Here is a 20,572-nt window from a genome sequence, read left to right as displayed (position 1 = left end):
TCCCGAGACGCGACAAGGGATCTCCGCTCCGCCGGGGCCGCATCGCGCTCCTCCGGCCGCCGCCATTCTGCCCGGCCGGACGAACGCGGGGAGACGCCTACCGCTCGACGCCCACAGCGGCCGTGCCGGACATGCCGGGCTTGTAGGCGATGGCGTTGATGCTGAATCGGATGCGGTCAATGCTCTGGCAGATCGAGCCATCCTGGCGACGCGGATCGACCTTGCCCCGGCTGGCGTCGTCGAACAGGTTGAATTGATCGATCCTCGAAACATTGCAGAATCCGATCTCTCTCAGAAGCAGCTCCAGAATGTCATAGCTGAAGCCAATCTTGTGGAGGTCGAATTCATCTCTTTGCCCGCCGAACGCCAGCCTCGACAATTTATAACGGTCGCCCGTCGTCAGATCATCGGCGCAGAACGCGCGGGCAATCTCCATGAAGTCCGGAACGGAAATACTTATCTTCCCACCAAACGTCAATATTCTAAGGAATTCCCTGAGCGAACTGGCCAGCTCTCCGTTGTGACTCAGATGCTCAAGGACATGGCTTGCGTATATTTCTTCTATGGAATTATCTGGGAACTGGCTCATATCCGTGCAGTTTCCGACGAAATCGGTCACTTCACTGGGGCTGATATCGAAAATATGCCAATCGGAGTGTTTTTTGTGCCCGCCGATATGCAACTTCATACTCTGCTCCGTTGGTCAAGCATTGCGCCGGGCCAGCAGCCGCATGAACGCACCCACCGCTCCCGGCGCTGCCATCCGACCAAGCCGACAACCTATAGCGGAGCAAGCCTGCCAACGGAACACACGGATCACTCCGCCGCCGGCAGCGGTTGCGGGACGAGGTCCTCCGCCTTCCGGCGGTCGTCGGGCAGCAGCAGGGCAGCGGCGAAGGCGATGGCGGCCAACGCCGACAGGCTCAGATACAGCATGGTGAACTCGCCGGTGCGCTCATAGACGTAGGCGACCAGTTGCACCGCCAGCGGGCCGGCGCCGAAGGACAGGATGTATTTGGCGCCGAAGGCGAGGCCACGGTGCTTGTCCGGGGTGTAGCGGGCCAGCAGCATGTTCTCCGCCGGGATCTGCGTCTGCGAGGCGATGACCGTGAAGGCCGCGGCGGCGACCAGCGGCAGGTTGGCCAGCACCGCGACCGCCGCCATCATCGGGATCTGCACCAGCAGGCACAGCGTGTAGACCCGCTTCAGCGAGTGGCGGTCGGCCAGCACGCCACCGATCATCTGCGGCAGCGCCGCGATCAGGTACACCGCCGTCACCAGCCCGCCGACGCCCAGCGTGCCGTTGCCGAGCCAGCCGCCCAGCCGCTCCTCGAACAGTTTGGGCAGCACCACCTGCATGGCGTTGAAGATCAGCCCGGCGCAGACCATGGTCAGCGACAGCACGAAGAAGGCGCGCACCACGTCGCCGCGCGACGGCTTGGGCTGCGGCTTCACGTCGGCGTGGCGGTCCTGCACGACGCCGAAGGCGATCAGCAGCGCCAGCGCGACGCCCAGCACGAGGCAGACGCCGCCGGGGATGATGAAGGCCATGCGCCAGTTCAGCCACTGCGTCAGGCTGCCGGCGACCACCGCGGCGGTGGCGACGCCGAAGGTGCCGAACAGGCCGAGCCAGCCCATCGCCTTGCCGCGATTCTCGGCGTTCGCCATCATCCAGGCCATGCCGACGGGGTGGTAGATCGACGCCCCCAGCCCCAGCACCGCCAGCGACCACAGCAGCGTCGTCGGCCCGTCGGACAGGCCGGCGGCGACCGCGCCGCCGCCGGTCAGCAGGAAGAACACCGCCATCATGCCGGCCGAACTCCAGCGATCGCCCAGCCAGCCGGCCAGCGGCGCGCCCAGCCCGATCATGAAGGATCCCAGCGTCCACAGCCGGATCAGCTCGTCGTAGGAGAGTTTCCACTCCGTCTCCAGCGCCAGCACGATGGTCAGGAACAGCGCCGACACGATGTGCATCAGCGAATGCCCGACCCAGGCGAAGCCGATGGACAGCCGGGCCGATGTCGCCGACATGGGGGCTGCGGCGGAGGGGTGGCTCATGAAACGTCTCCGGCCCCGGAAGTGTCCTCGCGGGGAAATGTTCAACAGACAAGCGATCGGGAAAAGCTGGCACGGGACGGCGGGGCGGTCCAATGCGCGCACCTCATGGCCGGCATGCCCCGAAACGTCCCGCTGTCCCGTCAGGCCGTCCCGTCACGCAGCCAGTCGAGATAGGCCGGGTTGCCGCGGCCGATCGCCAGTTCCACCACGCAGGGAACGTCGTAGCTGTGCAGCTCCCGCACCCGCGCGGTCAGGCGGTCGAACAGGCCGGCGCGGGTCTTGGCGATCAGCACCGCCTCGTCGGCCTGCTCGACAACGCCGTTCCAGCGGTAGACGGAGGTCATGCCGTCCAGCACGTTGGCGCAGGCGGCCAGCCGTTCCTCCACCAGGGTCCGGCCGATGCGCAGCGCCTCGTCGCGCGAAGCTGCGGTGATGTAGGCGACGACCAGATCGGCGTCATTATCCGTCGTGGGTTCGGGCATTGGCTGGGACCTTCCCTTTTCGATGCACGCGCTGCCGCTTTCGCGTAGGATGCCCGCACTTTGCCACATGCCCCGCCGGGGCTGGCAATCCCAGCCTGTTTCCGCACCCGCAAGAGTCGCCGCCCCATGGCCAAGTCCCGCCGTTCCTCGTCCCGCAGCACCCCGTCCGACGCCCAGGCGGCGTGGCTGCGCCGCGGCCTGGACCAGCCGGGCGGCAAGCTGCCGCTGTTCGACGAGCGCGGCCAGCGCGTGAAGAGGCCGACGGTGGAAGCCTGCCTGAAGGCCGGCTGGGCCGAACGCTGGTTCGACAACCCGCTGAAGCCGGACTGGCTGGTCTGCCGGCTGACCGACACCGGCCGCGCCGCCATGGACGGGCACGGCACCGGCGCCATGGCGGCGGCGGACGCGGCGGACGACGCCCGCCAGGGCGCCCTGATCTGAACCGGTCGAGCTGAAACCTTACTGCGCCGCCTGCGGCACCACGCCGTCCGACCGGTCGATGCACAGCAGGCGGTCGACCTCGGCCTGGAGCTGGCGCGGCGTCACCGGCTTGTGCAGCACCGGCACGCCGTGGGCGGACACATCGGCCAGCGTGTCGGTCCCGGTTTCCCCGGTCAGGATCAGCGCCGGCACCTCGCCGTAGCGCTCGCGCACGCGGCGGATCACCTCGGTGCCGACCCGGTTTTCCCGCAGGCGGTAATCGGCGATGACGATGTCCGGCTTGCGCTCCAGCGCGTTCAGTCGGTCCATCGCGCGGTCGGCGCCGTCGGCCGCGACCACGCGGAACCCCCACTCGGTCAGCACCGTCTGCAAGCCCAGCAGCACCACGGCGTCGTCGTCGACCAGCACCGCCAGGCGGCTGCGGTCGATGGTCGGCCGGGGTTCGCCGCCGTTCCCCTGCCCCGCCACCCGCCGGGCCGGCGCGATCGGCACCAGCACCCGGAAGGCGGAGCCCTGGCCGTGGACCGACCGCACCTCCACCGGATGGTCGAGCAGTTGCGACAGGCGCCGCACGATGGCCAGACCGAGCCCAAGCCCGCGCAGCCGGTCGCGTTCCGGGTTGCCGACCTGGTGGAACTCTTCGAAGATGCGGTCGAGATGTTCCGGCGGAATGCCGATGCCGGTGTCCTGCACCTCGATCGCCAACCGGTCGCCTTCGGTCCGGCAGCGGACGCGGATCGCCCCCGCCTCGGTGTAGCGCAGCGCGTTGTCGAGGAGGTTGCGCAGCAGTTGGGTCAGCAGCCCGCGGTCGGTGCGGACGATGTGGTCGCAGCCCTCCACCCGCCAGACCAGCCCCTTGCCGGTGGCATGCGGGCCATAGGCGGCGTCGAGCGCGTCGGTGATCTCGCTGACGGCGAAATTATCCAGCACCGGCGTCACCACCCCGGCCTCGAGCCGCGACACGTCGAGCAGCCCGTCGAGCAGCCCCTTCATCGTGTCGAGCCCCTGGTCGAGCCGGGACAGCAGGTCGCGCCCGCTGTGGTCGCCGACATGGCGGGCCAGTGCGGCCGACAGGAAGAACAGGGCCTGCAACGGCTGGCGGAGGTCATGGCTGGCGGCGGCCAGAAACTTCGATTTCGCAAGGTTGGCCCGCTCGGCCTCCTCGCGGGCGGCATCGCGTTCGGCTTCCAGCGACTGAAGGCGATGAATGATGCTCATGCGACCAGGGCTCTCGGCGGATGGGGTTCCCGAAGGCGCCCCGTTTCCGTTTCTAAACAGAGCGGGGATTAATGTTAACGGGCATTAACCATAACTATGCTGCAGCACGCAACCTTTCCCATGCATATGCGCCGCATGGGCAGGTATCCAGGTCCGCTGATCGGCCGGGCGGATGACGGAAGGGTGCATGTGCGAAAGCCCCGGCGGATACCCCCGGGGCTTTTCGTGGACGCCCATCCCGCCGTTCGAAAGCGGTGGCGCTGCCATGGACGGGCATCAGTCGCCGATGCGGCCGCAGCGGACGGCGGCGTGGATCTCGCCGCGGGTCAGTCCGATGTCGGACAGTTCGGCGTCGGACATGTTGGTCAGCTCATATTCGGCTTGGCGAAGATCAGCACGCTCGCGGAACCAATGAACGATCCGCTGAAAGAAGGTGTTTTCCTTTGTTCCGGCGTCAAACAGTTCACCGGACGTTGATTGGATCGAAGAATAAGCCATGATGATCTCCCGCGCTTGGCGTCCATTACATGAGCGTATTTTGCATTGTGCCCGCGCGAAATCAATGATCCACCGCCTGCGGCGCGGCGGCGGCAGCCCTGCGGGAATTCGATAGAACATTCGTAGGCGTATCAATGCGGGATGGCGCTCCGGGTGGACGGTCCCACGGCGTCGGGCCGGACCCCGGGCAAGAAAAAAGGCGCGCGGGGCAATCCCGCGCGCCTTTTCGGCGACAAAACCGGTCCGTTACGGAGCGATCACTTCACGCTGACCTTGCGGGACAGGTTGTGGTGTGCCTCGATGTAGCGAACGGTGCCCGACTTGGAGCGCATGATGACCGAGTGGGTGTAGGCGCCGCCGGGGAAGCGGCGAACGCCCTTCAGCATGGCGCCGTCGGTCACGCCCGTGGCGGCGAACATGACGTTGCCATGGGCCAGCTCGTTCAGGCTGTACTTCTTGTCGAGGTCGGTGACGCCCCACTTGGCGGCGCGGGCCTTCTCGTCGTCGTTGCGGAACAGCAGACGGCCCTGGAACTGGCCGCCGATGCAGCGCAGCGCCGCGGCCGCCAGCACGCCTTCCGGCGCACCGCCGGAGCCGACATACATGTCGACGCCGGTGCCGGCCTGGCTGGTGGCGATCACGCCCGACACGTCGCCGTCGTTGATCAGCATGATGCGGGCGCCGGCTTCACGGACGCGGGCGATCAGCTCGGCGTGGCGCGGACGGTTCAGGATGCAGACCAGCAGCTCCTCGACGTCGGTGCCCTTGGCCTTGGCCAGCGCCTTCAGGTTGTTGGCCGGCGTCTCGTCCAGATCGACGATGTTGTCCGGCAGGCCGGCGCCGACGGCGATCTTGTCCATGTAGACGTCGGGGGCGTTCAGGAAGCCGCCCTCTTCCGCCATGGCGATGACGGCCAGCGAGTTCGGGCCGCCGGTGGCGCAGATGGTGGTGCCTTCCAGCGGGTCGAGCGCGATGTCGACCTTGGGGCCCTGGCCGATGCCGGCGCCGACCTTCTCGCCGATGTACAGCATCGGCGCCTCGTCGCGCTCGCCCTCGCCGATCACGACGGTGCCGTCGATGTAGAGCGTGTTGAGCGCCTGGCGCATGGCATCGACGGCGGCCTGGTCGGCCAGCTTCTCATCGCCGCGGCCCATCAGCAGCGAGGCCGACAGGGCGGCGGCCTCGGTCACGCGGACGGCCTCCAGGGCGAGGTTCCGGTCCATGTTGGACAGATCGACATGCGTAGGCGACGTAGGCATCGTATGCTCCCCCCGACTCTTCGGTCGTGAATTAGGCGGTCGTGTGGTTATGGTGGGAAACGGTTCGGTCAGAACTGCTCGATCCGAATCATCCGCGGCGGCTCCAGCACGTTGTCGCTGGCCGCGATGGTCGCAAGCGCGCGCTGCATGGCCGCCTCGTCGGTGTCATGGGTGGTGAGGACCACCGGAACGCCTTCGCCCGGCGAGCGGCCACGCTGAAGGAACTGCTCCATGGAGACGTTCTGGTCGCGCATCGCCGCTGCGATATCCGCTATCACACCGGGGCGGTCCACGACCATCAGGCGGACGTAGTACGACCCCCGGCGCGATTCCATCGGCGACGGCGTGGCGGCGCCCAGGGTATCGGCCGGAACGCCGAAGGTCGGGGTCGAACGACCGCGGGCGACGTCGATCAGGTCGGCGACCACGGCCGAGGCGGTCGGCCCGGCCCCGGCGCCGCGGCCGACGAACAGCACGCGGTCGGCGAAGTCGGCCTGCGCCACCACGGCGTTGAACACCCCGTCGACCGAAGCGATCGGCGCGGTCTTCGGCACCATGCAGGGGTGCACGCGCTGCTCGACCCCGGCGTCGGTGCGCCGGGCGATGCCCAGCAGCTTGATGCGGAAGCCCAGCTGGTCGGCGTAGTCGAAATCGACGGCGGCGACCTGCCGGATGCCCTCGATGTGGATCGCGGCGAAATCGACCGGCGTCCCGAAGGCCACCGAAGCGAGGATCGCCAGCTTGTGCGCCGCGTCCACCCCGTCGATGTCGAAGCTGGGATCGGCCTCGGCGTAGCCCAGCGCCTGCGCGTCGGCCAGCACGTCCGCGAAATCGCGGCCGGTGGTGCGCATCTCGGTCAGGATGTAGTTGCAGGTGCCGTTCAGGATGCCGTGGATCTCCGACACCCGGTTGGCCGCCAGCCCTTCGCGCAGCCCCTTGATGATCGGGATGCCGCCGGCCACCGCCGCCTCGAACGCGACGGTCAGGCCGCGCGCTTCGGCCTTGCGGGCGATGTCGGTGCCGTGGACGGCCAGCAGCGCCTTGTTGGCGGTGACGACATGCTTGCCGGTTTCCAGCGCGGTGGCGACGGTGTCGCGCGCCGGCCCTTCCGAACCGCCGATCAGCTCGACGATCAGGTCGGCGTCGGATCCGGCGGCCATCGCCACCGGATCGTCGAACCACTGCACGCGGGACAGGTCGACACCGCGGTCCTTCCCCTTGGAGCGGGCGCTAACGGCCACCACCTCGATCCGGCGGCCGCAACGCTGTTCGATCAGCGGACCTTGCGTCTCCAGCAGCTTCAGGACGCCGGCGCCGACCGTACCGAGGCCGGCGACGGCGATTTTGAGGGGGGCGTGCTGGGCGTTCGGCATCAGGCTTTCGCTTTCTCGGAGTCCAGAAGGGCGGCGCGGGCGTCGGGGTCCTGGCTCGCCGCCGCACCGGCGGCGTTGGAGCGGAAGAACTCCTTGATGTTGCGGGTCGCCTGACGGATGCGGTGGATGTTCTCCACCATCGCCAGACGGACGTGGCCGTCGCCGTACTCGCCGAAGCCGATGCCCGGCGCCACCGCGACCTCCGCCTGCTGGAGCAGCAGCTTGGAGAATTCCAGCGAGCCGAGATGGGCGAACTGCGGCGGGATCGGCGCCCAGGCGAACATCGACGCGGCGGGCGACGGAACCTCCCACCCGGCGGCGGCCAGTCCCTCGATCATCACGTCGCGGCGCTGCCGGTACATGTCGCGGACCTGCTGCACGCAATCCTGCGGGCCGTTCAGCGCGGCGGCGGCGGCGACCTGGATCGGGGTGAAGGCGCCGTAGTCCAGGTACGACTTGATGCGGGCCAGCGCGGTGATCAGCGTCTTGTTGCCGCTGGCGAAGCCGATGCGCCAGCCGGCCATCGAATAGGTCTTCGACATCGAGGTGAATTCCACCGCGATCTCGCGCGCTTCCGGGATCTCCAGGATCGACGGCGGCGGGTTGCCGTCGAAGAAGATCTCGGCGTAGGCCAGATCCGACAGGATGTAGATGCCGTGCTTGCGGCAGAACTCGACGATCGGGCGGTAGAAATCCAGCCCGACCACCTCGGCCGTCGGGTTCGACGGGTAGTTCAGCACCAGCGCCAGCGGCTTCGGCACGCTGTGGCGCACCGCGCGCTCCAGCATGATCATGAAGCTGTCGATGTCGGTCGACGCCCCGTTCTCCATGCCGACCGGCAGGTGGCGCACCGAGGCGCCGGCCAGGATGAAGCCGAACGGATGGATCGGGTAGCTGGGGTTCGGCACCAGGATGATGTCGCCCGGGCTGGTGATCGCCTGGGCGAGGTTGGCCAGCCCCTCCTTCGACCCGATGGTGACGATGCACTCGGTCTCGGGGTCGATGTCGACGTTGAAGCGGCGCTTGTAATAGGCCGCATGCGCCTTGCGCAGGCCGGGGATGCCGCGGGAGTTCGAGTAGCGGTGCGTCTTCGGATCGCGCACGGCCTCGACCAGCTTGTCGACGATGTGCTGCGGGGTCGCCTGGTCGGGATTGCCCATGCCGAGGTCGATGATGTCGGCGCCGTTAGCTCGGGCTCGCGCCTTCATCGCGTTCACTTCGGCGAAGACGTAGGGCGGCAGGCGCTTGATGCGATGGAATTCGGTGTTGGACATGGACGCTCCGGAAGACCGCTACCGGCCACGCCACGAACCCAAGAGACCTGCGGACCGGGATTGACGTTCTACCGCCGCGACGCGACGGAAGCGAGGCAAATTTCACCGGCACGCCGCAACCGTGGCGGTTTGGCCGCAGCGTCGCCAAAGCCGGCCGGATTCCGGGGCGACGGGTGGGTTCACGGTGGGACGGCGTCCGGGTTTTTCACCCTAAGGGTGCGCCAACTCCTATCGTGGTTAAACCTAACTGTGTCTTAACCCTTCTGCACCGATACCATTGCCGCTGCGGTCGCTCCGTCATCACCAACGGTCCGGACCGACGGCTCGATACGCTGGAGATGTGTGAGATGGTTTCGCTTCTGAAGGCCGCCGACGGCTTTCTCGGCAACATGCGCTTCACCCGGAAGCTGGCGCTGGCGCTGTCCGTGCCGATGGCCGGGGTCGTGGTCCTCTCCGCGCTGCTGGTGTGGGATCAGTACGAGGTCAGCCGCCGGGCCAAGGATCTGGAATCCGTCACCCGCCTGTCGGTCGGGATGACCGCCCTCGTCCATGAACTCCAGAAGGAGCGCGGCTCCTCCTCGATCTTCCTCGGCGGCAAGCTGGAGCAGGACCGCGGACGCATGGAGGCGGTGCGCACGCTGACCGACCAGAGGCTGGCCGAGCTGACGCCCCAGTTCGACGAGGCCCGCTTCAGCGACACCCATCTGCGCGACAGCATGGTGGGCGCCCGCACCACGTTGTCACAGCTGTCCGCGATGCGCGCGGGCGTGAACGGCATGAGCCAGTCGTCGATGGAGGTGGTGAAGAACTACACCGCGCTGATCGCCACGCTGCTCGACGCCGCGTCGCAGGCGCGGATGGCGTCGGCCGACCCCGACCAGTTCCGCGCCGCCGACGCCCTGGTCGCGCTGTCGGAGGCCAAGGAACGGCTGGGACAGCAGCGCGCCGTCGGCGGCGGCGCCTTCCGCAAGGACCGCTTCCCCAACGACGCCCACGAGCGCTTCATCGAGCTGAACGGCGAATACAAGGCGATGATGAACGGCCTGAAGGCGAAGCTGACGCCGGAGCAGGCCCGGTTCTACGACCAGACCGTCGCCGGCAAGGCGGTGGAGGAGGTCGAGCGGATGCGGCGGATCGGCGTCGCCTCCGCCTATGGCGCCGGCAACCAGGGGGTGGACGCCGGCGTCTGGTTCGACACCATCACCGCGACCATCGACATGCTGCGCACCGTCGAAACCCGGGTCGCCGACGACCTGATCGCCCTGGCCCGCCACGACGCGCGGGAGGCGATGACCCACCTGACCGCGGTCCTGGCCGGCGTGCTGCTGCTGGTCACGGCGATGACGCTGACCGCCGTCGTCGTCGCCCGCAACATCACCCGCCCGATCGCCCGGCTGAACGCCGACATGGCCCGGCTGGAGAATGGCGAGCGCGACCTGATCATCGTCGGGGCGGAGCGCGCGGACGAGTTGGGCGCCATGGCCCGCAGCCTGGACCAGTTCCGCCGCAGCCTCGCCCGCGCCGACCAGTTGGCCGCCGAGCAGACCCGCAACCAGGAGGAACGGCTCCGCCACGCCGAACGGGTCGAGCGGCTGGTCCGGGACTTCGATGCCCATGTGGAGGGCGTGGTCGACCGGCTCGCCGGCTCCGCCAACGGGCTGCGCGGCAACGCCGGCCGGATGAGCGGCATCGCGTCCGACACCGAACAGCACGTCCTGTCGGTCGCCCGCGCGTCGGAGAGCGCGTCGGACAACGTGCAGGCGGTCGCCGCCGCGTCGGAGGAACTGGCCGCCTCCATCGCCGAGATCGGTCGCCAGATGGCCGGGTCGACCGCCATGGCCGAACAGGCCGTCGCCGACGTCGGCAAGGCCGCCGCCATCATCGGCGACCTGAACGAGGCCGCGCGGCAGGTCGACGACATCGTCGGCCTGATCCAGAGCATCGCCCAGCAGACCAACCTGCTGGCGCTGAACGCCACCATCGAGGCGGCGCGGGCCGGTGAAGCCGGCAAGGGCTTCGCCGTCGTCGCCGGCGAGGTGAAGGCGCTGGCCGCCCAGACCGCCCGGGCGACGGAGGACATCACCGCCAAGGTCGCCGAGATCCAGAGCGCCACCACCCACACCGTGGCGTCGATCAGCAACATCGGCACGATCGTCACCCGCATCGAGGAAAACATCTCCGCCGTCGCCGCCGCGGTCGAGGAGCAGAACGCCGCCACCGCCGAGATCGGCCGCAACGTCCGCCAAGCCGCCGACGGCACCAACGAGGTCTCCCACAGCGCCGCCGTGGTCGGCGCCCAAGCCGGTCAGGCCGGCGAGATGGCCCGCGACGTGCTGTCGATGGCCGAAGCGCTGAAGAGCAACGCCGACGCGCTGCGGACCGACGTGACGACGTTCATCACCCAAATCCGCGCGGCGTGAGGTGGACGGCGGCGGCCGGGAGCAACTCCGGTCCGCTTGTCATTCGCGCCGCAACGTTCGGAGCCGCTTCTCGCGCATTGCGCGGGCGATCTGTTCGCGGATGCGGTTGGTCAGCGCCAAGGGAAGCAGACCATAGGCGACGTGGTCCGGCTTGCCGGGAATTGGTCGCAGGTCGGGTGACGGCCAGACGTCGATGTTGGCTTCGGTCAGGATGATCCAGGAGCGGTCGCCGTCGAGGCCGAGCCTGTCCTTGACGGCGGGCGGGATTTCGATTGCCGCCACATCCGCGGCGGGTGGCGAATGGGTGATCGGCACGATGACGACCCGGGTTTCCCGGCCGTCTCCTCGGATGGCGACCACCAGACAGGGCGGCCGGTCCTTCCCCGTGCCGCTCGGCTGGTCCTTCCACGTGTAGGCATACCGAAACACCAGGCCGGGCTTCGGATCGGGGATCCGCAATCAGGTGATCTCCCCATCAAGCGCGGACTGCTCGGCGTCTGTGTAAGGGGCTTCAAGAGCGGACAGGAAGTCGTCGGGAATATCCTCGGCCGCGACGACCATCTTGTCGCGGCGCTTCAGCCGGGCGTATTCGTCGGCCGCCATCATGACCAGGCGGTCGCGGCCATGGTGGGTGATCGCCACCGGTTCCCGCAACGCCGCCTCCTGCACCGGTCCGAGCTTGCGCTGGAGATCCAGCGCGGTGAATCGCTGCATGGTCCGCCCTCCAAAATACATAAATTATGCATATGCGGACGGACTTGCCGGTTCAAGCGGCGGCCACGCTCCTCACCCCCCGCCCGCCTCCGCCGCCTTGGCGTATTTCCGCTTCGCCACGTCCAGCGAGGCCAGCAGTTGCTTGCCGGTGGCGCCGCCGTCGCCGCTGACGCGGCCGGACATCACGGCGCGGATGGCGTCGACATGCGCCTTGAACAGCAGGTGCTCGTTGGCGGTCACCGTCTGCCCGCCCCGCGTCGCCTCGTACAGCGACTTGGCGATCAGGGTGATCAGGGGATAGCCGAAGATGCCGCCCTGCCCGCGCATCTCGTGGGCGGAGCGGTTGATGTGGGCCAGCAGGCCGGGAACCGCCTCGGGGTCGCGGGGCAGGCGGTCGACGCGGCGGCCCATCTCGTCCACCTCCGCGCCGATCCACACGGCATAGTCGCCGGCGCGGTTCATGATCTCCTCCTCGGCGGCGGCCAGCACCTCGGGCGGCAGGGTCGGCACCGGCTCGCGCGGGGTCAGCCCGGCCTTGGCGCCCAGCCGGTTGGGCAGGTCGAAATAGATCACCGGGAAACGGTCGATCCCCCGCGCCTTCGACGCGCTGTGCACCACCAGGATTTCCGACGGCATCGTCGTCCGGCAATCCATGGCGACCGGCTTGTCGGCGCGGCGGCGGTCGGGGCCGAAATAGCCCTTGGCCAGCACGAAACGGCGCGGCCGGGCAATGGCGAACAGCAGCCGGCTGGCGATGGTGTGGGCGGAGAACGGCTTGGCGATGAAGTCGGTGGCGCCAAGGTCGCGCGCCTGCTCGACATACTGGCGGTCGGCCGCGCCCGACAGCATCAGCACCGGCAGGAACTTGTCGGGGCTCTTGGGACTGTAGCGGATCCAGCGCAGCAGCATCAGCCCGTTGACCTCGGGCATCACCAGGTCGGACAGGATCAGGTCGACCGGCGCCGCGCCCGGCGGCAGCGCCGCGCGGCGCTCCTCCAGCCAGCGGATCGCATCGGCGCCGCTCGCCACCGCATGGGCGTGGCCGATGCCGATGGCGCGCAGCGTCGCCGTCAGGACCGAGCGGATGAAGCCGCTGTCCTCCACCACCAGGACCGACAGCAGGTCGAGCTTCGGCTGGGTCATTGCCAGCGCCATATCCCTGCATTCATGGAGCACCCTTCTGGCACAGCCGCGCCCGCTTGGCGAGAGACAAGCGCCCGCGACAAGGGGTAGGCTCGGCCTCCAAAACGCCGCACCAAATCACCTGAGATGAGGAAACGTCCCATGCCGCAACCCGATCACGTCATGGCCCTGCCGATTCCCGACGCCGCGGCCCTGGAGCCGGACATGGCGGCGCTGTTCGACAAATGCACGGAAAAGCTGGGCTTCGTCCCCAACGTGCTCCAGGCCTACAGCCTGCGCCCGAAGAAGCTGCGCAACTTCGCCCTGCTCTACAACGAGCTGATGCTGGGCGAGAGCGGCCTCAGCAAGCTGGAGCGCGAGATGATCGCGGTGGTCGTGTCGTCGGCGAACCATTGCTACTACTGCCTCGTCGCCCATGGCCAGGCGGTGCGCAAGCTGTCGGGCGACCCCGAGCTGGGCGAGATGCTGGTGGCCAATTACCGCGTCGCCCCGCTGGAGCCGCGGCAGCGCGCCATGCTCGACTTCGCCTGGAAACTGACCAAGGACCCGATGTCGGTGGGCGAGGCCGACCGCGAGGCGCTGCGCGCCGCCGGATTCGGGCCGGAGGAGATCTTCGACATCGCCGACACCGTCGGCTTCTACAACATGTCCAACCGTCTGGCGACCGCGGTGGACATGATCCCGAACCGCGAGTACCACAAGCTGGACCGCTGACGGGCCGCGACGGCATCGCCACCGGATCCACAAAGGGTTGGAGCTATGGGGATTTTCCGATTCTTCGTCCGCCTGTTCGCCACCATCGGCTTCCTGCTGGTGGCCGCCGCGGTGGCGGTGGTGGTGCTGGCCGTCCGCCATCAGCCGGCGCTGCCCGACGCGGTGGTGCTCGACCTCGACCTGACGCAGTCGCTGGTGGAAAGCGACAGCGGCCGGCTCAGCGGGCTGTTCGACCATCAGGCCAGCCTGCGCGAGGTGCTGGACGCTCTCGACCGCGGCCGGCGTGACCCGCGGGTGAAGGGTGTGCTGGCCCGCTTCGGCGACGACAGCATCGGCTTCGCCCAGACGCAGGAACTGCGCACGGCGATCGAGCGGTTCCGCGCGTCGGGCCGCTTCGCCGTGGCCTTCGCCGAGAATTACGGCGGGGCCGGGCCGGGCAACCGCGCCTATCTGCTGGCCAGCGCCTTCGACGACGTCTGGCTCCAGCCGCTGGGCACGCTGGGCATCACCGGCCTGTCGGCCGAGATTCCCTCCGCCCGCGACGCGCTCGACCTGCTGAGCGTCCAGCCGCAGTTCATGCAGCGCGAGGAGTACAAGAGCTTCGCCGAAACCTTCACCAAGTCGGCGATGACCCCGGCCAACCGCGAGATGACCGAGGCGCTGGTCGGCGACCTGACCAACCAGCTGGTCGATGGCGTCGCCAAGAGCCGGCGTCTGGCCCCCGCCGCGGTGCGCGCGGCGATGGACAAGGCGCCGCTGCTCGACCGCGAGGCGCTGGAGCAGAAGCTGATCGACCATGTCGGCTACGCCGACGAGGCGCGCGACGCCGCGCTGAAGCGTGCCGGCGCCGGCGCCGAACCGCTGGAGGCCGCCGACTATCTCGCGGCGGCCGGCGGTCCGAACGAACAGGGCCCGACCATCGCCCTGATCCACGCCGTCGGCACCATCACCAGCGGCAAGAGCGAGAAGCCGGCGCTGGGCGAGGTCGCCGCCGGGTCGGAAACCATCGTCGAGGCGATTGACGAGGCGGCGGACGACCCCGACGTGCGCGCCATCCTGTTCCGCATCGACAGTGGCGGCGGCTCCGTCTCCGCGTCGGAGGCGATCCGGCGGGCGCTGATCAAGGCGCGCCAGCGCGGCAAGCCGGTGATCGTCAGCATGGGCGACGCGGCGGCGTCGGGCGGCTACTGGATCGCGCTGGCGGCCGACCGCATCGTCGCCTCCCCCGCCACCATCACCGGGTCGATCGGCGTCGTCGCCGGCAAGTTCGGGATCAACGGCCTGTCCGACCGGCTGGGCGTCCATTGGGACCGGGTGCAGAGCGCGCGGAACGCCGGCATGTGGTCGCCGCTGCACCCCTTCGGCGACAGCGAGCGCGAGCGGCTGACCGCCATCATCGACGACACCTACGCCACCTTCCTGCAACGGGTGGCGGAGGCGCGGCGGATGTCGCCCGAACAGGCGCGCGGCATCGCCAAGGGCCGGGTGTGGACCGGCGCCCAGGCCCGCGAGCTGGGGCTGGTCGACGATCTCGGCGGCCAGGACGAGGCGCTGGTGCTGGCCCGCACCGCCGCCGGCCTCGCCGCCGACGCCGAGGTGACGCTCGCTCCCTACCCGCCGCCCAAGTCGGTGACCGACCAGTTGATCGAGCTGGTGTCCGGCAAGGGCGAACTGGTCGGCGCGCTGGCCGCGGTGGCGGAACTGCGGCCGCTGCTGGCCCATCTGCGCCCGCTGCTGGCGGCGCAGGGCGAGGGCGTGCAGGCGCGGATGCCGGTGATGACGCTGGGACGGTAAAGGGCAGCCGGACGGCGGACGGCGGTTGCCCGGACGGGACAATCCGTCCGGGCGGCTGCAACGGGCTTGCGTGGAACTGTTCCAGGTCTATGGTGGGGCCGCTTCCGGAGCCCCGTTCATAAGACCCAACGGCCGAGACGCCCGACCATGCCCGACACCGCCGCTTCCTCCTCCGTTCCCCCGGTCTTCACCCACCAGGAAATCCTGCGCGTGTTCAGCGGGGTGGCCCTGGCGATGCTGATGGCGGCGATGGACCAGACCATCGTCGCCACCGCCCTGCCGACGATGGCCAGCCAGTTCGGCGGGCTGGACATGCTGCCCTGGGTGGTCACCGCCTATCTGCTGACCTCCACCACCACCACGCCGATCTACGGCAAGCTGTCGGACCTGTTCGGCCGCAAGCGGGTGCTGCAAACGGCGATCCTGCTGTTCCTGGCCGGATCGCTGCTGTGCGCGATGGCGCAGAGCATGACCCAGCTGATCCTGTTCCGCGGGCTGCAGGGGCTGGGCGGCGGCGGGCTGATGTCGCTGGCCTTCACCATCATCGGCGACGTGGTGGCGCCGCGCGAGCGCGGCCGCTACCAGGGCATGATCGGCGGCGTCTTCGCGCTGGCCAGCGTCGCCGGGCCGCTGCTGGGCGGCGTCTTCACCGAAACCATCGGCTGGCACTGGATCTTCCTGATCAACCTGCCGCTGGGCGCCGCCGCGCTGGCGATGACCCGCAGCACCCTGTCGCGCCTGCCCGCCGGCCGGACCAGGCCGCGGATCGACGTGCTGGGGGCGGCACTGCTGACCGGCGCGGTGACGTGCCTGCTGGTCGTGGTCACCCGCGGCGACGCCATGGGCTGGACCAGCCCGGTGGCGCTGACGCTGCTGGCCGCCGGCCTCGGCATGCTGGCGATCTTCCTGTGGCACGAACGCCGGATCGAGGAGCCGATCCTGCCGCTGCACCTGTTCCGCCTGCCGGTGGTGGCGGTCGCCACGCCGGTGGTCGCGGTGTCGGCGATGGTGCTGTTCGCCGGCATCGTCTATCTGCCGCTGCACCTCCAGCTCGTGCAGGGGGCCAGCGCCACCGCGTCGGGCCTGCTGCTGCTGCCGCTGGTGCTGGGCATGACCTTCGGGTCGGTCGGCGGCGGCCGGCTGATCGCGCGGACCGGGCGCTACAAGGTCTATCCGCTGGCCGGGCTCGCCCTGTCGGGGCTGATGTACGCCCTGCTGGGGGCGCTGCCGAACGTGGCGGGCGACGGGCTGTGGTCGACCCTGATCCTGGTGCCGCTGGGCATGGGGCTGGGGCTGGTGATGCCGGTGATGACGGTCGCGGTGCAGAACGCGGTCAACCAGCGTGACCTGGGCGCGGCGACGGCGGCGGTCGGCTTCTTCCGCTCGCTCGGCGGGTCGGTCGGCGTGGCGGTGTTCGGCGCCGTCTTCAACGCCGTGGTGTCGGACCGGCTGGAGGGCGCCGGCCTGTCCGGCCGCGCGGTGCTCGATCATGGTGCCGCCGCGCTGGGCGACCTGCCGGCCGCCGCCCGCGCCGGCGTGCTGGCGACGCTGGAGCACGGCTTCGCCACCCTGTTCCTGATGGCGGCGGCGCTGGCGGTGGTGTCCTTCGCCATGACCCTGTTCCTGAAGGAACTGCCGCTGCGCTCCGCCCGCACAGCGAAGACCGAGGCCGAATCGGCCCCGGCGACCGAGGCGTAAACCGTCACGATTCAGGATCGGGAAAGTGGCGGCGCTGGCCCAGCTTGTCCTCGATGTAGAGCAGGTTGACCAGCACCAGCACGACGACGGCGATCGGCGTCGCCAGGAACATGCCCATGATGCCGAACAGCACGCCGCCGGCGGCGATGGCGCCGATGGTGACGACTGGCGGCAGGTCGACCACCCGCTTCTGCAGCAGCGGCGTGATCAGGTTGCCCTCCACCTGCTGGATGACGAGGAAGAGGCCGGCGACCCACAGCGCGTCGTTCGGCGACTGGGCGAAGCCGATCAGCACCGCCGGCACCGCCGCCAGGAAGGGGCCGACCAGCGGGATGAACTCCAGCAGTCCGGCGACCATGCCCAGCGCCGGCGCCGACGGGATGCCGAGCAGCCACAGCCCGACCGTGATCATCGTGCCGACCGCGGCCATCGCCACCAGCTGGCCGATCAGCCATTTCCACAGGCTGTCGCCGGCGACCTCCATCACCTCGCGGGCGCGGTCGTGGCCGGCCGGCGGCACCAGCAGCACCACGCCACGCCGGTAGACCCCGGGCGAGGCCGCCAGATACAGCGCCGCGAACAGCACCACCACCGCGTCACCGACGACATAGGCAACCCCCGACGCGAACGACCCGAGGTGCGACATCCACGGCCATTCCTTCCCCTGGTCGGCCAGGCGCTGGCGCCAGCTGTCCGGCAGCAACCCGATGGACTTGATGATCTGCTGCTGCAACTGGTCGACCTGGGCCGCCATCGACGTTCCCATCAGCCAGGCACCGCCGCCGACCAGCAGCACCAGCACCACCAGCACGATCGCCAGCGCCCAGCCATGGCCGAGCCCGGTGGCGCGGCGGACATAGCCGGTCAGCCGTTGCAGCAGGATGGCGAACAGCACGCCGGTGAAGATCAGCAGCAGCGTGCCGGCGATGCTCCACAGGAACAGGCTCAGCGCCGCCACGCCGGCGACGATCAGCACCTTCCAGGTGAAGACCGCCAGTTCACCGCGCTGCACCCGCTCCCGCGCCGCGCCGGGCGTCACATCGGCCTTGATGTGTGGCGGCTGGTCGGGTGCCGGGCGGCTGGCTGTAGGCTGGCCGGATGTCGCCATGCGTCGATTCTCCCCCTGTTCCGCTGCGGATCGGCAGTCATGGGGAAGAACGCATCGGCCCGACCGGGGTTGCAAAAGGGAGAACGGTTAGGCCGTCGGCGGTAGTCCGAAGATGAGTATGGAAGCGCCGCCGTCCAGCGCCATATCAGCAGTGACGCCAAGGAGTCATTCTCGCTGATGTCACCTATGAAGCCCGCCCCCCCGGCGGGCTTTCTTTTGTGTACGAACTTGAGCGCTGCCGTTACCGGCGGGCTTCCGGCGGAAAGACCAGGCTGATGCGCAGGCCGGGCTGGTTGTCGCCCAGCTCCAGCCGGGCACCGTGCAGCGTCGCCACCGCGTCGACCAGGCTCAGCCCCAGCCCGTTGCCGGGCGAAGCGCGGGCGGTGTCGAGCCGGACGAAGCGTTGCAGCACCTTGTCGCGCATGTCCGGCGGGATGCCGGGGCCGCTGTCGGCGACGTCGATGCAGGCGGCGCGTCCGGGACCGGGCCCGTCCAGCACCAGGGCGATGGTGCCGCCCTCCGGCGTGTATTTGATCGCGTTGTCCAGCAGGTTGGACACCGCCTGCGCCAGCAGTTGGCCGTTGCCGTGCACGGTCGGCCGCGCCCGGATGTCCACCGTCAGGCGCTGCCCGCGCTCCTCCGCCACCGGTTCGTAGAGGTCGGCGGCGAGGCCGACCACCTCCGCCAGATCGACCGGCACGAAGTCCTGCCGCTTGGCCCCCGATTCCGCCTCGGCGATCGACAGCAGCGCGGTGAAGGTGGCGAGCAGCCGGTCGGCCTCGGCGATGGTGTCCTGCAGGACGCCGCGGTAGACCTCCGGGTCCTCGGTCTCATGGATCAGCGCCAGCTCGATGCGCGAGCGCAGGCGGGTCAGCGGCGTGCGCAGGTCGTGGGCGACGCTGTCGGTGACCTGCCGCATGCCGGTCATCAGCCGTTCGATGCGGTCGAGCATGGCGTTCAGGTTGGCGGCAAGCCGGTCCATCTCGTCGCCGCCGCCGAAGCGCGGCACCCGGTCGCTGAGGTCGCCAGCCATGATCTGCCGGGTGGTGCGGTTGATCGCCTCGATCCGCCGCATGGCGCCCCGGCTCATCAGCAGCCCGCCGCCCAGGCCGAGCAGCGCGGTGGAGCCCAGGACCCAGCGCAGCGAGTGGAACATGCGGCTGCGCAGCTGGTCGATCTCGCTCATGTCGCGGCCGACCAGCAGGCGGAACTGCCCCGGCAGGGTGAAGGTTGCGGCCTGCGCGGTGGAGGGACGGTCGGTCACCCCGCCATAGTCGGCGACCTTGAAATGGGTCCAGCCGCTGGCGCTGGGCACCGCGTCGGGCCAGCCCGACAGGTTGCCGGCCAGGATGACGCCAGCCGGGGTGGTCAGCAGATAGATCGAGTTGTTGTTGGGGACCGCGCTGCGCGCCCGCACCACGTCGACCAGCCCGGTCAAGCCGTAGGTGCGGTAGTGGTCCTGCAGGCCGGACACCTCCAGCGCGATGGTTTCGCCGATCTCCTGCTCCAGAAAGCCGGCGGTGGTGCGGTAGACCACGCCCAGGATCACCCCGACCGACAGCACGAACATCGCCAGATACAGCAGCGCCAGCCGGAAGGCGGTGGTGCGCACCAACCGCAGCCCGGCAGCGCCGAACGCCTGCCAGCCGCCGGCCGCGCCGTTCCGCTTCATAGGCCCTGCTTCATCGATGCGCCGTCACCCCTCCGCCGCGCGCAGGCTATAGCCGGCGCCGCGCACGGTGTGGATCAGCGGGGTGGGGAAATCCTTGTCGATCTTCTGGCGCAGCCGGGCGATGTGGACGTCGATGACGTTGGTCTGGGGGTCGAAGTGATAGTCCCAGACATTCTCCAGCATCATGGTGCGGGTCACCACGCTGCCGGCGTTGCGCATCAGATATTCCAGCAGCGAGAATTCGCGCGGCAGCAGGTCGATCGCCTTGCCGGCCCGCTTGACCGAGCGCGACAGCAAGTCCAGCTCCAGGTCGCCGACCGCCAGCCGGGTCTGCGGCTGGGCGGCGCCGCGGCGGCGCACCAGCACCTCGATCCGCGCCAGCAGTTCGGAAAAGGCGAAGGGCTTGGTCAGGTAATCGTCACCGCCGGCCTTCAGCCCCTTCACCCGGTCGTCGACGCTGCCCAGCGCCGACAGGAACAGCACCGGCGTGTCGTTGCCGGCCGCCCGCAGCACCTGGACCAGCGACAGCCCGTCGCGGCCCGGCAGCATGCGGTCGACGACCATGACGTCGTAATGCTCCGCGCCGGCCAGATACAGGCCCTCCTTCCCGTCGTTGGCGACGTCGGTCACATGCCCCGCCTCCTTCAGCCCCTTGGCGAGGTAGCTGGCGGCCTGGCGATCATCTTCGATGACGAGAACTTTCATG

The 20,572-nt window shown here is 69.2% G+C and carries 19 protein-coding genes; 5 read left to right on the top strand and 14 right to left on the bottom strand.

The window, feature by feature from the left end; translation table 11 throughout:
- Positions 1-97 precede the first annotated feature (97 nt).
- From TSO352_RS22060 to cutA, 3 genes are all read right to left on the bottom strand, one after another.
- A complete protein-coding gene (locus TSO352_RS22060; RefSeq protein ID WP_109109360.1) occupies positions 98-688 on the bottom strand; it encodes a methyltransferase domain-containing protein in 591 nt (196 codons plus the stop codon).
- A gap of 128 nt (positions 689-816) precedes the next feature.
- On the bottom strand, positions 817-2,058 hold the full coding sequence (locus TSO352_RS22055) for an MFS transporter (RefSeq protein ID WP_109109359.1): 1,242 nt from the start codon (positions 2,056-2,058) through the stop codon (positions 817-819).
- A gap of 140 nt (positions 2,059-2,198) precedes the next feature.
- On the bottom strand, positions 2,199-2,540 hold the full coding sequence (gene cutA / locus TSO352_RS22050) for a divalent-cation tolerance protein CutA (protein ID WP_109109358.1): 342 nt from the start codon (positions 2,538-2,540) through the stop codon (positions 2,199-2,201).
- Positions 2,541-2,666: 126 nt separating this feature from the next.
- On the opposite strand from cutA, the gene TSO352_RS22045 reads away from it, so the two are divergent.
- Positions 2,667-2,981 carry a hypothetical protein gene (locus TSO352_RS22045; RefSeq protein ID WP_109109357.1) on the top strand — a complete coding sequence of 105 codons (315 nt, stop codon included), beginning with the start codon at positions 2,667-2,669 and terminating at the stop codon, positions 2,979-2,981.
- A gap of 18 nt (positions 2,982-2,999) precedes the next feature.
- On the opposite strand, the gene TSO352_RS22040 is transcribed toward TSO352_RS22045, so the two are convergent.
- The 5 genes from TSO352_RS22040 to TSO352_RS22020 form a co-directional block, all read right to left on the bottom strand.
- Positions 3,000-4,199, bottom strand: coding sequence for a hybrid sensor histidine kinase/response regulator (locus TSO352_RS22040; RefSeq protein ID WP_109109356.1), 1,200 nt, complete (start codon positions 4,197-4,199; stop codon positions 3,000-3,002).
- 276 nt (positions 4,200-4,475) lie between these two features.
- Positions 4,476-4,697, bottom strand: coding sequence for a DUF1127 domain-containing protein (locus TSO352_RS33305; RefSeq protein WP_158284618.1), 222 nt, complete (start codon positions 4,695-4,697; stop codon positions 4,476-4,478).
- Between the two features lie 257 nt (positions 4,698-4,954).
- Positions 4,955-5,956 (bottom strand): class II fructose-bisphosphatase, encoded by a 1,002-nt coding sequence (glpX, locus tag TSO352_RS22030; RefSeq protein WP_247872304.1) that lies wholly within the window; start codon positions 5,954-5,956, stop codon positions 4,955-4,957.
- 68 nt (positions 5,957-6,024) lie between these two features.
- Positions 6,025-7,329 carry a homoserine dehydrogenase gene (locus tag TSO352_RS22025; protein WP_109109353.1) on the bottom strand — a complete coding sequence of 435 codons (1,305 nt, stop codon included), beginning with the start codon at positions 7,327-7,329 and terminating at the stop codon, positions 6,025-6,027.
- Entirely contained in the window at positions 7,329-8,603 is a 1,275-nt protein-coding gene (locus TSO352_RS22020) for an LL-diaminopimelate aminotransferase (protein ID WP_109109352.1), read from the bottom strand. The genes TSO352_RS22025 and TSO352_RS22020 overlap by 1 nt, the downstream gene beginning before the upstream one ends.
- 347 nt (positions 8,604-8,950) lie before the next feature.
- Here TSO352_RS22020 and TSO352_RS22015 point away from each other — a divergent pair, with 347 nt between their 5' ends.
- The gene (locus TSO352_RS22015) at positions 8,951-11,023 is read left to right on the top strand and encodes a nitrate- and nitrite sensing domain-containing protein (RefSeq protein ID WP_109109351.1); all 2,073 of its coding nucleotides are present in this window, start codon (positions 8,951-8,953) and stop codon (positions 11,021-11,023) included.
- 39 nt (positions 11,024-11,062) lie between these two features.
- On the opposite strand, the gene TSO352_RS22010 is transcribed toward TSO352_RS22015, so the two are convergent.
- The 3 genes from TSO352_RS22010 to TSO352_RS22000 all read right to left on the bottom strand — a co-directional run bounded on the left by TSO352_RS22010 (position 11,063) and on the right by TSO352_RS22000 (position 12,880).
- Complete coding sequence (locus tag TSO352_RS22010) at positions 11,063-11,482, bottom strand: hypothetical protein (protein WP_109109350.1); 420 nt, start codon at positions 11,480-11,482, stop codon at positions 11,063-11,065.
- Entirely contained in the window at positions 11,483-11,737 is a 255-nt protein-coding gene (locus TSO352_RS22005) for a type II toxin-antitoxin system Phd/YefM family antitoxin (protein WP_158284617.1), read from the bottom strand.
- Positions 11,738-11,809: 72 nt separating this feature from the next.
- Positions 11,810-12,880, bottom strand: a complete 1,071-nt coding sequence (locus TSO352_RS22000; protein WP_109110793.1) for a response regulator — start codon at positions 12,878-12,880, stop codon at positions 11,810-11,812.
- Positions 12,881-13,021: 141 nt separating this feature from the next.
- On the opposite strand from TSO352_RS22000, the gene TSO352_RS21995 reads away from it, so the two are divergent.
- The 3 genes from TSO352_RS21995 to TSO352_RS21985 all read left to right on the top strand — a co-directional run bounded on the left by TSO352_RS21995 (position 13,022) and on the right by TSO352_RS21985 (position 17,086).
- Positions 13,022-13,594: a peroxidase-related enzyme gene (locus TSO352_RS21995; RefSeq protein ID WP_109109348.1), complete on the top strand. Its 573-nt coding sequence runs from the start codon at positions 13,022-13,024 to the stop codon at positions 13,592-13,594.
- Between the two features lie 45 nt (positions 13,595-13,639).
- Entirely contained in the window at positions 13,640-15,388 is a 1,749-nt protein-coding gene (gene sppA, locus TSO352_RS21990; protein ID WP_109109347.1) for a signal peptide peptidase SppA, read from the top strand.
- Positions 15,389-15,535: 147 nt separating this feature from the next.
- A complete protein-coding gene (locus TSO352_RS21985; protein ID WP_109109346.1) occupies positions 15,536-17,086 on the top strand; it encodes an MDR family MFS transporter in 1,551 nt (516 codons plus the stop codon).
- Between the two features lie 4 nt (positions 17,087-17,090).
- Here TSO352_RS21985 and TSO352_RS21980 read toward each other — a convergent pair whose 3' ends face one another.
- The 3 genes from TSO352_RS21980 to TSO352_RS21970 all read right to left on the bottom strand — a co-directional run bounded on the left by TSO352_RS21980 (position 17,091) and on the right by TSO352_RS21970 (position 20,571).
- Entirely contained in the window at positions 17,091-18,194 is a 1,104-nt protein-coding gene (locus tag TSO352_RS21980) for an AI-2E family transporter (protein ID WP_109109345.1), read from the bottom strand.
- Between the two features lie 241 nt (positions 18,195-18,435).
- The gene (locus TSO352_RS21975) at positions 18,436-19,866 is read right to left on the bottom strand and encodes a HAMP domain-containing sensor histidine kinase (protein ID WP_109109344.1); all 1,431 of its coding nucleotides are present in this window, start codon (positions 19,864-19,866) and stop codon (positions 18,436-18,438) included.
- Positions 19,867-19,890: 24 nt separating this feature from the next.
- Positions 19,891-20,571, bottom strand: a complete 681-nt coding sequence (locus TSO352_RS21970; protein ID WP_109109343.1) for a response regulator transcription factor — start codon at positions 20,569-20,571, stop codon at positions 19,891-19,893.
- Position 20,572 lies beyond the last annotated feature (1 nt).

This window comes from Azospirillum sp. TSO35-2, from assembly GCF_003116095.1.
Lineage (GTDB): Bacteria > Pseudomonadota > Alphaproteobacteria > Azospirillales > Azospirillaceae > Azospirillum.
The sequence above is the reverse complement of the archived record's forward strand: the minus strand, read 5'-3'. Positions and strand labels throughout refer to the sequence as shown.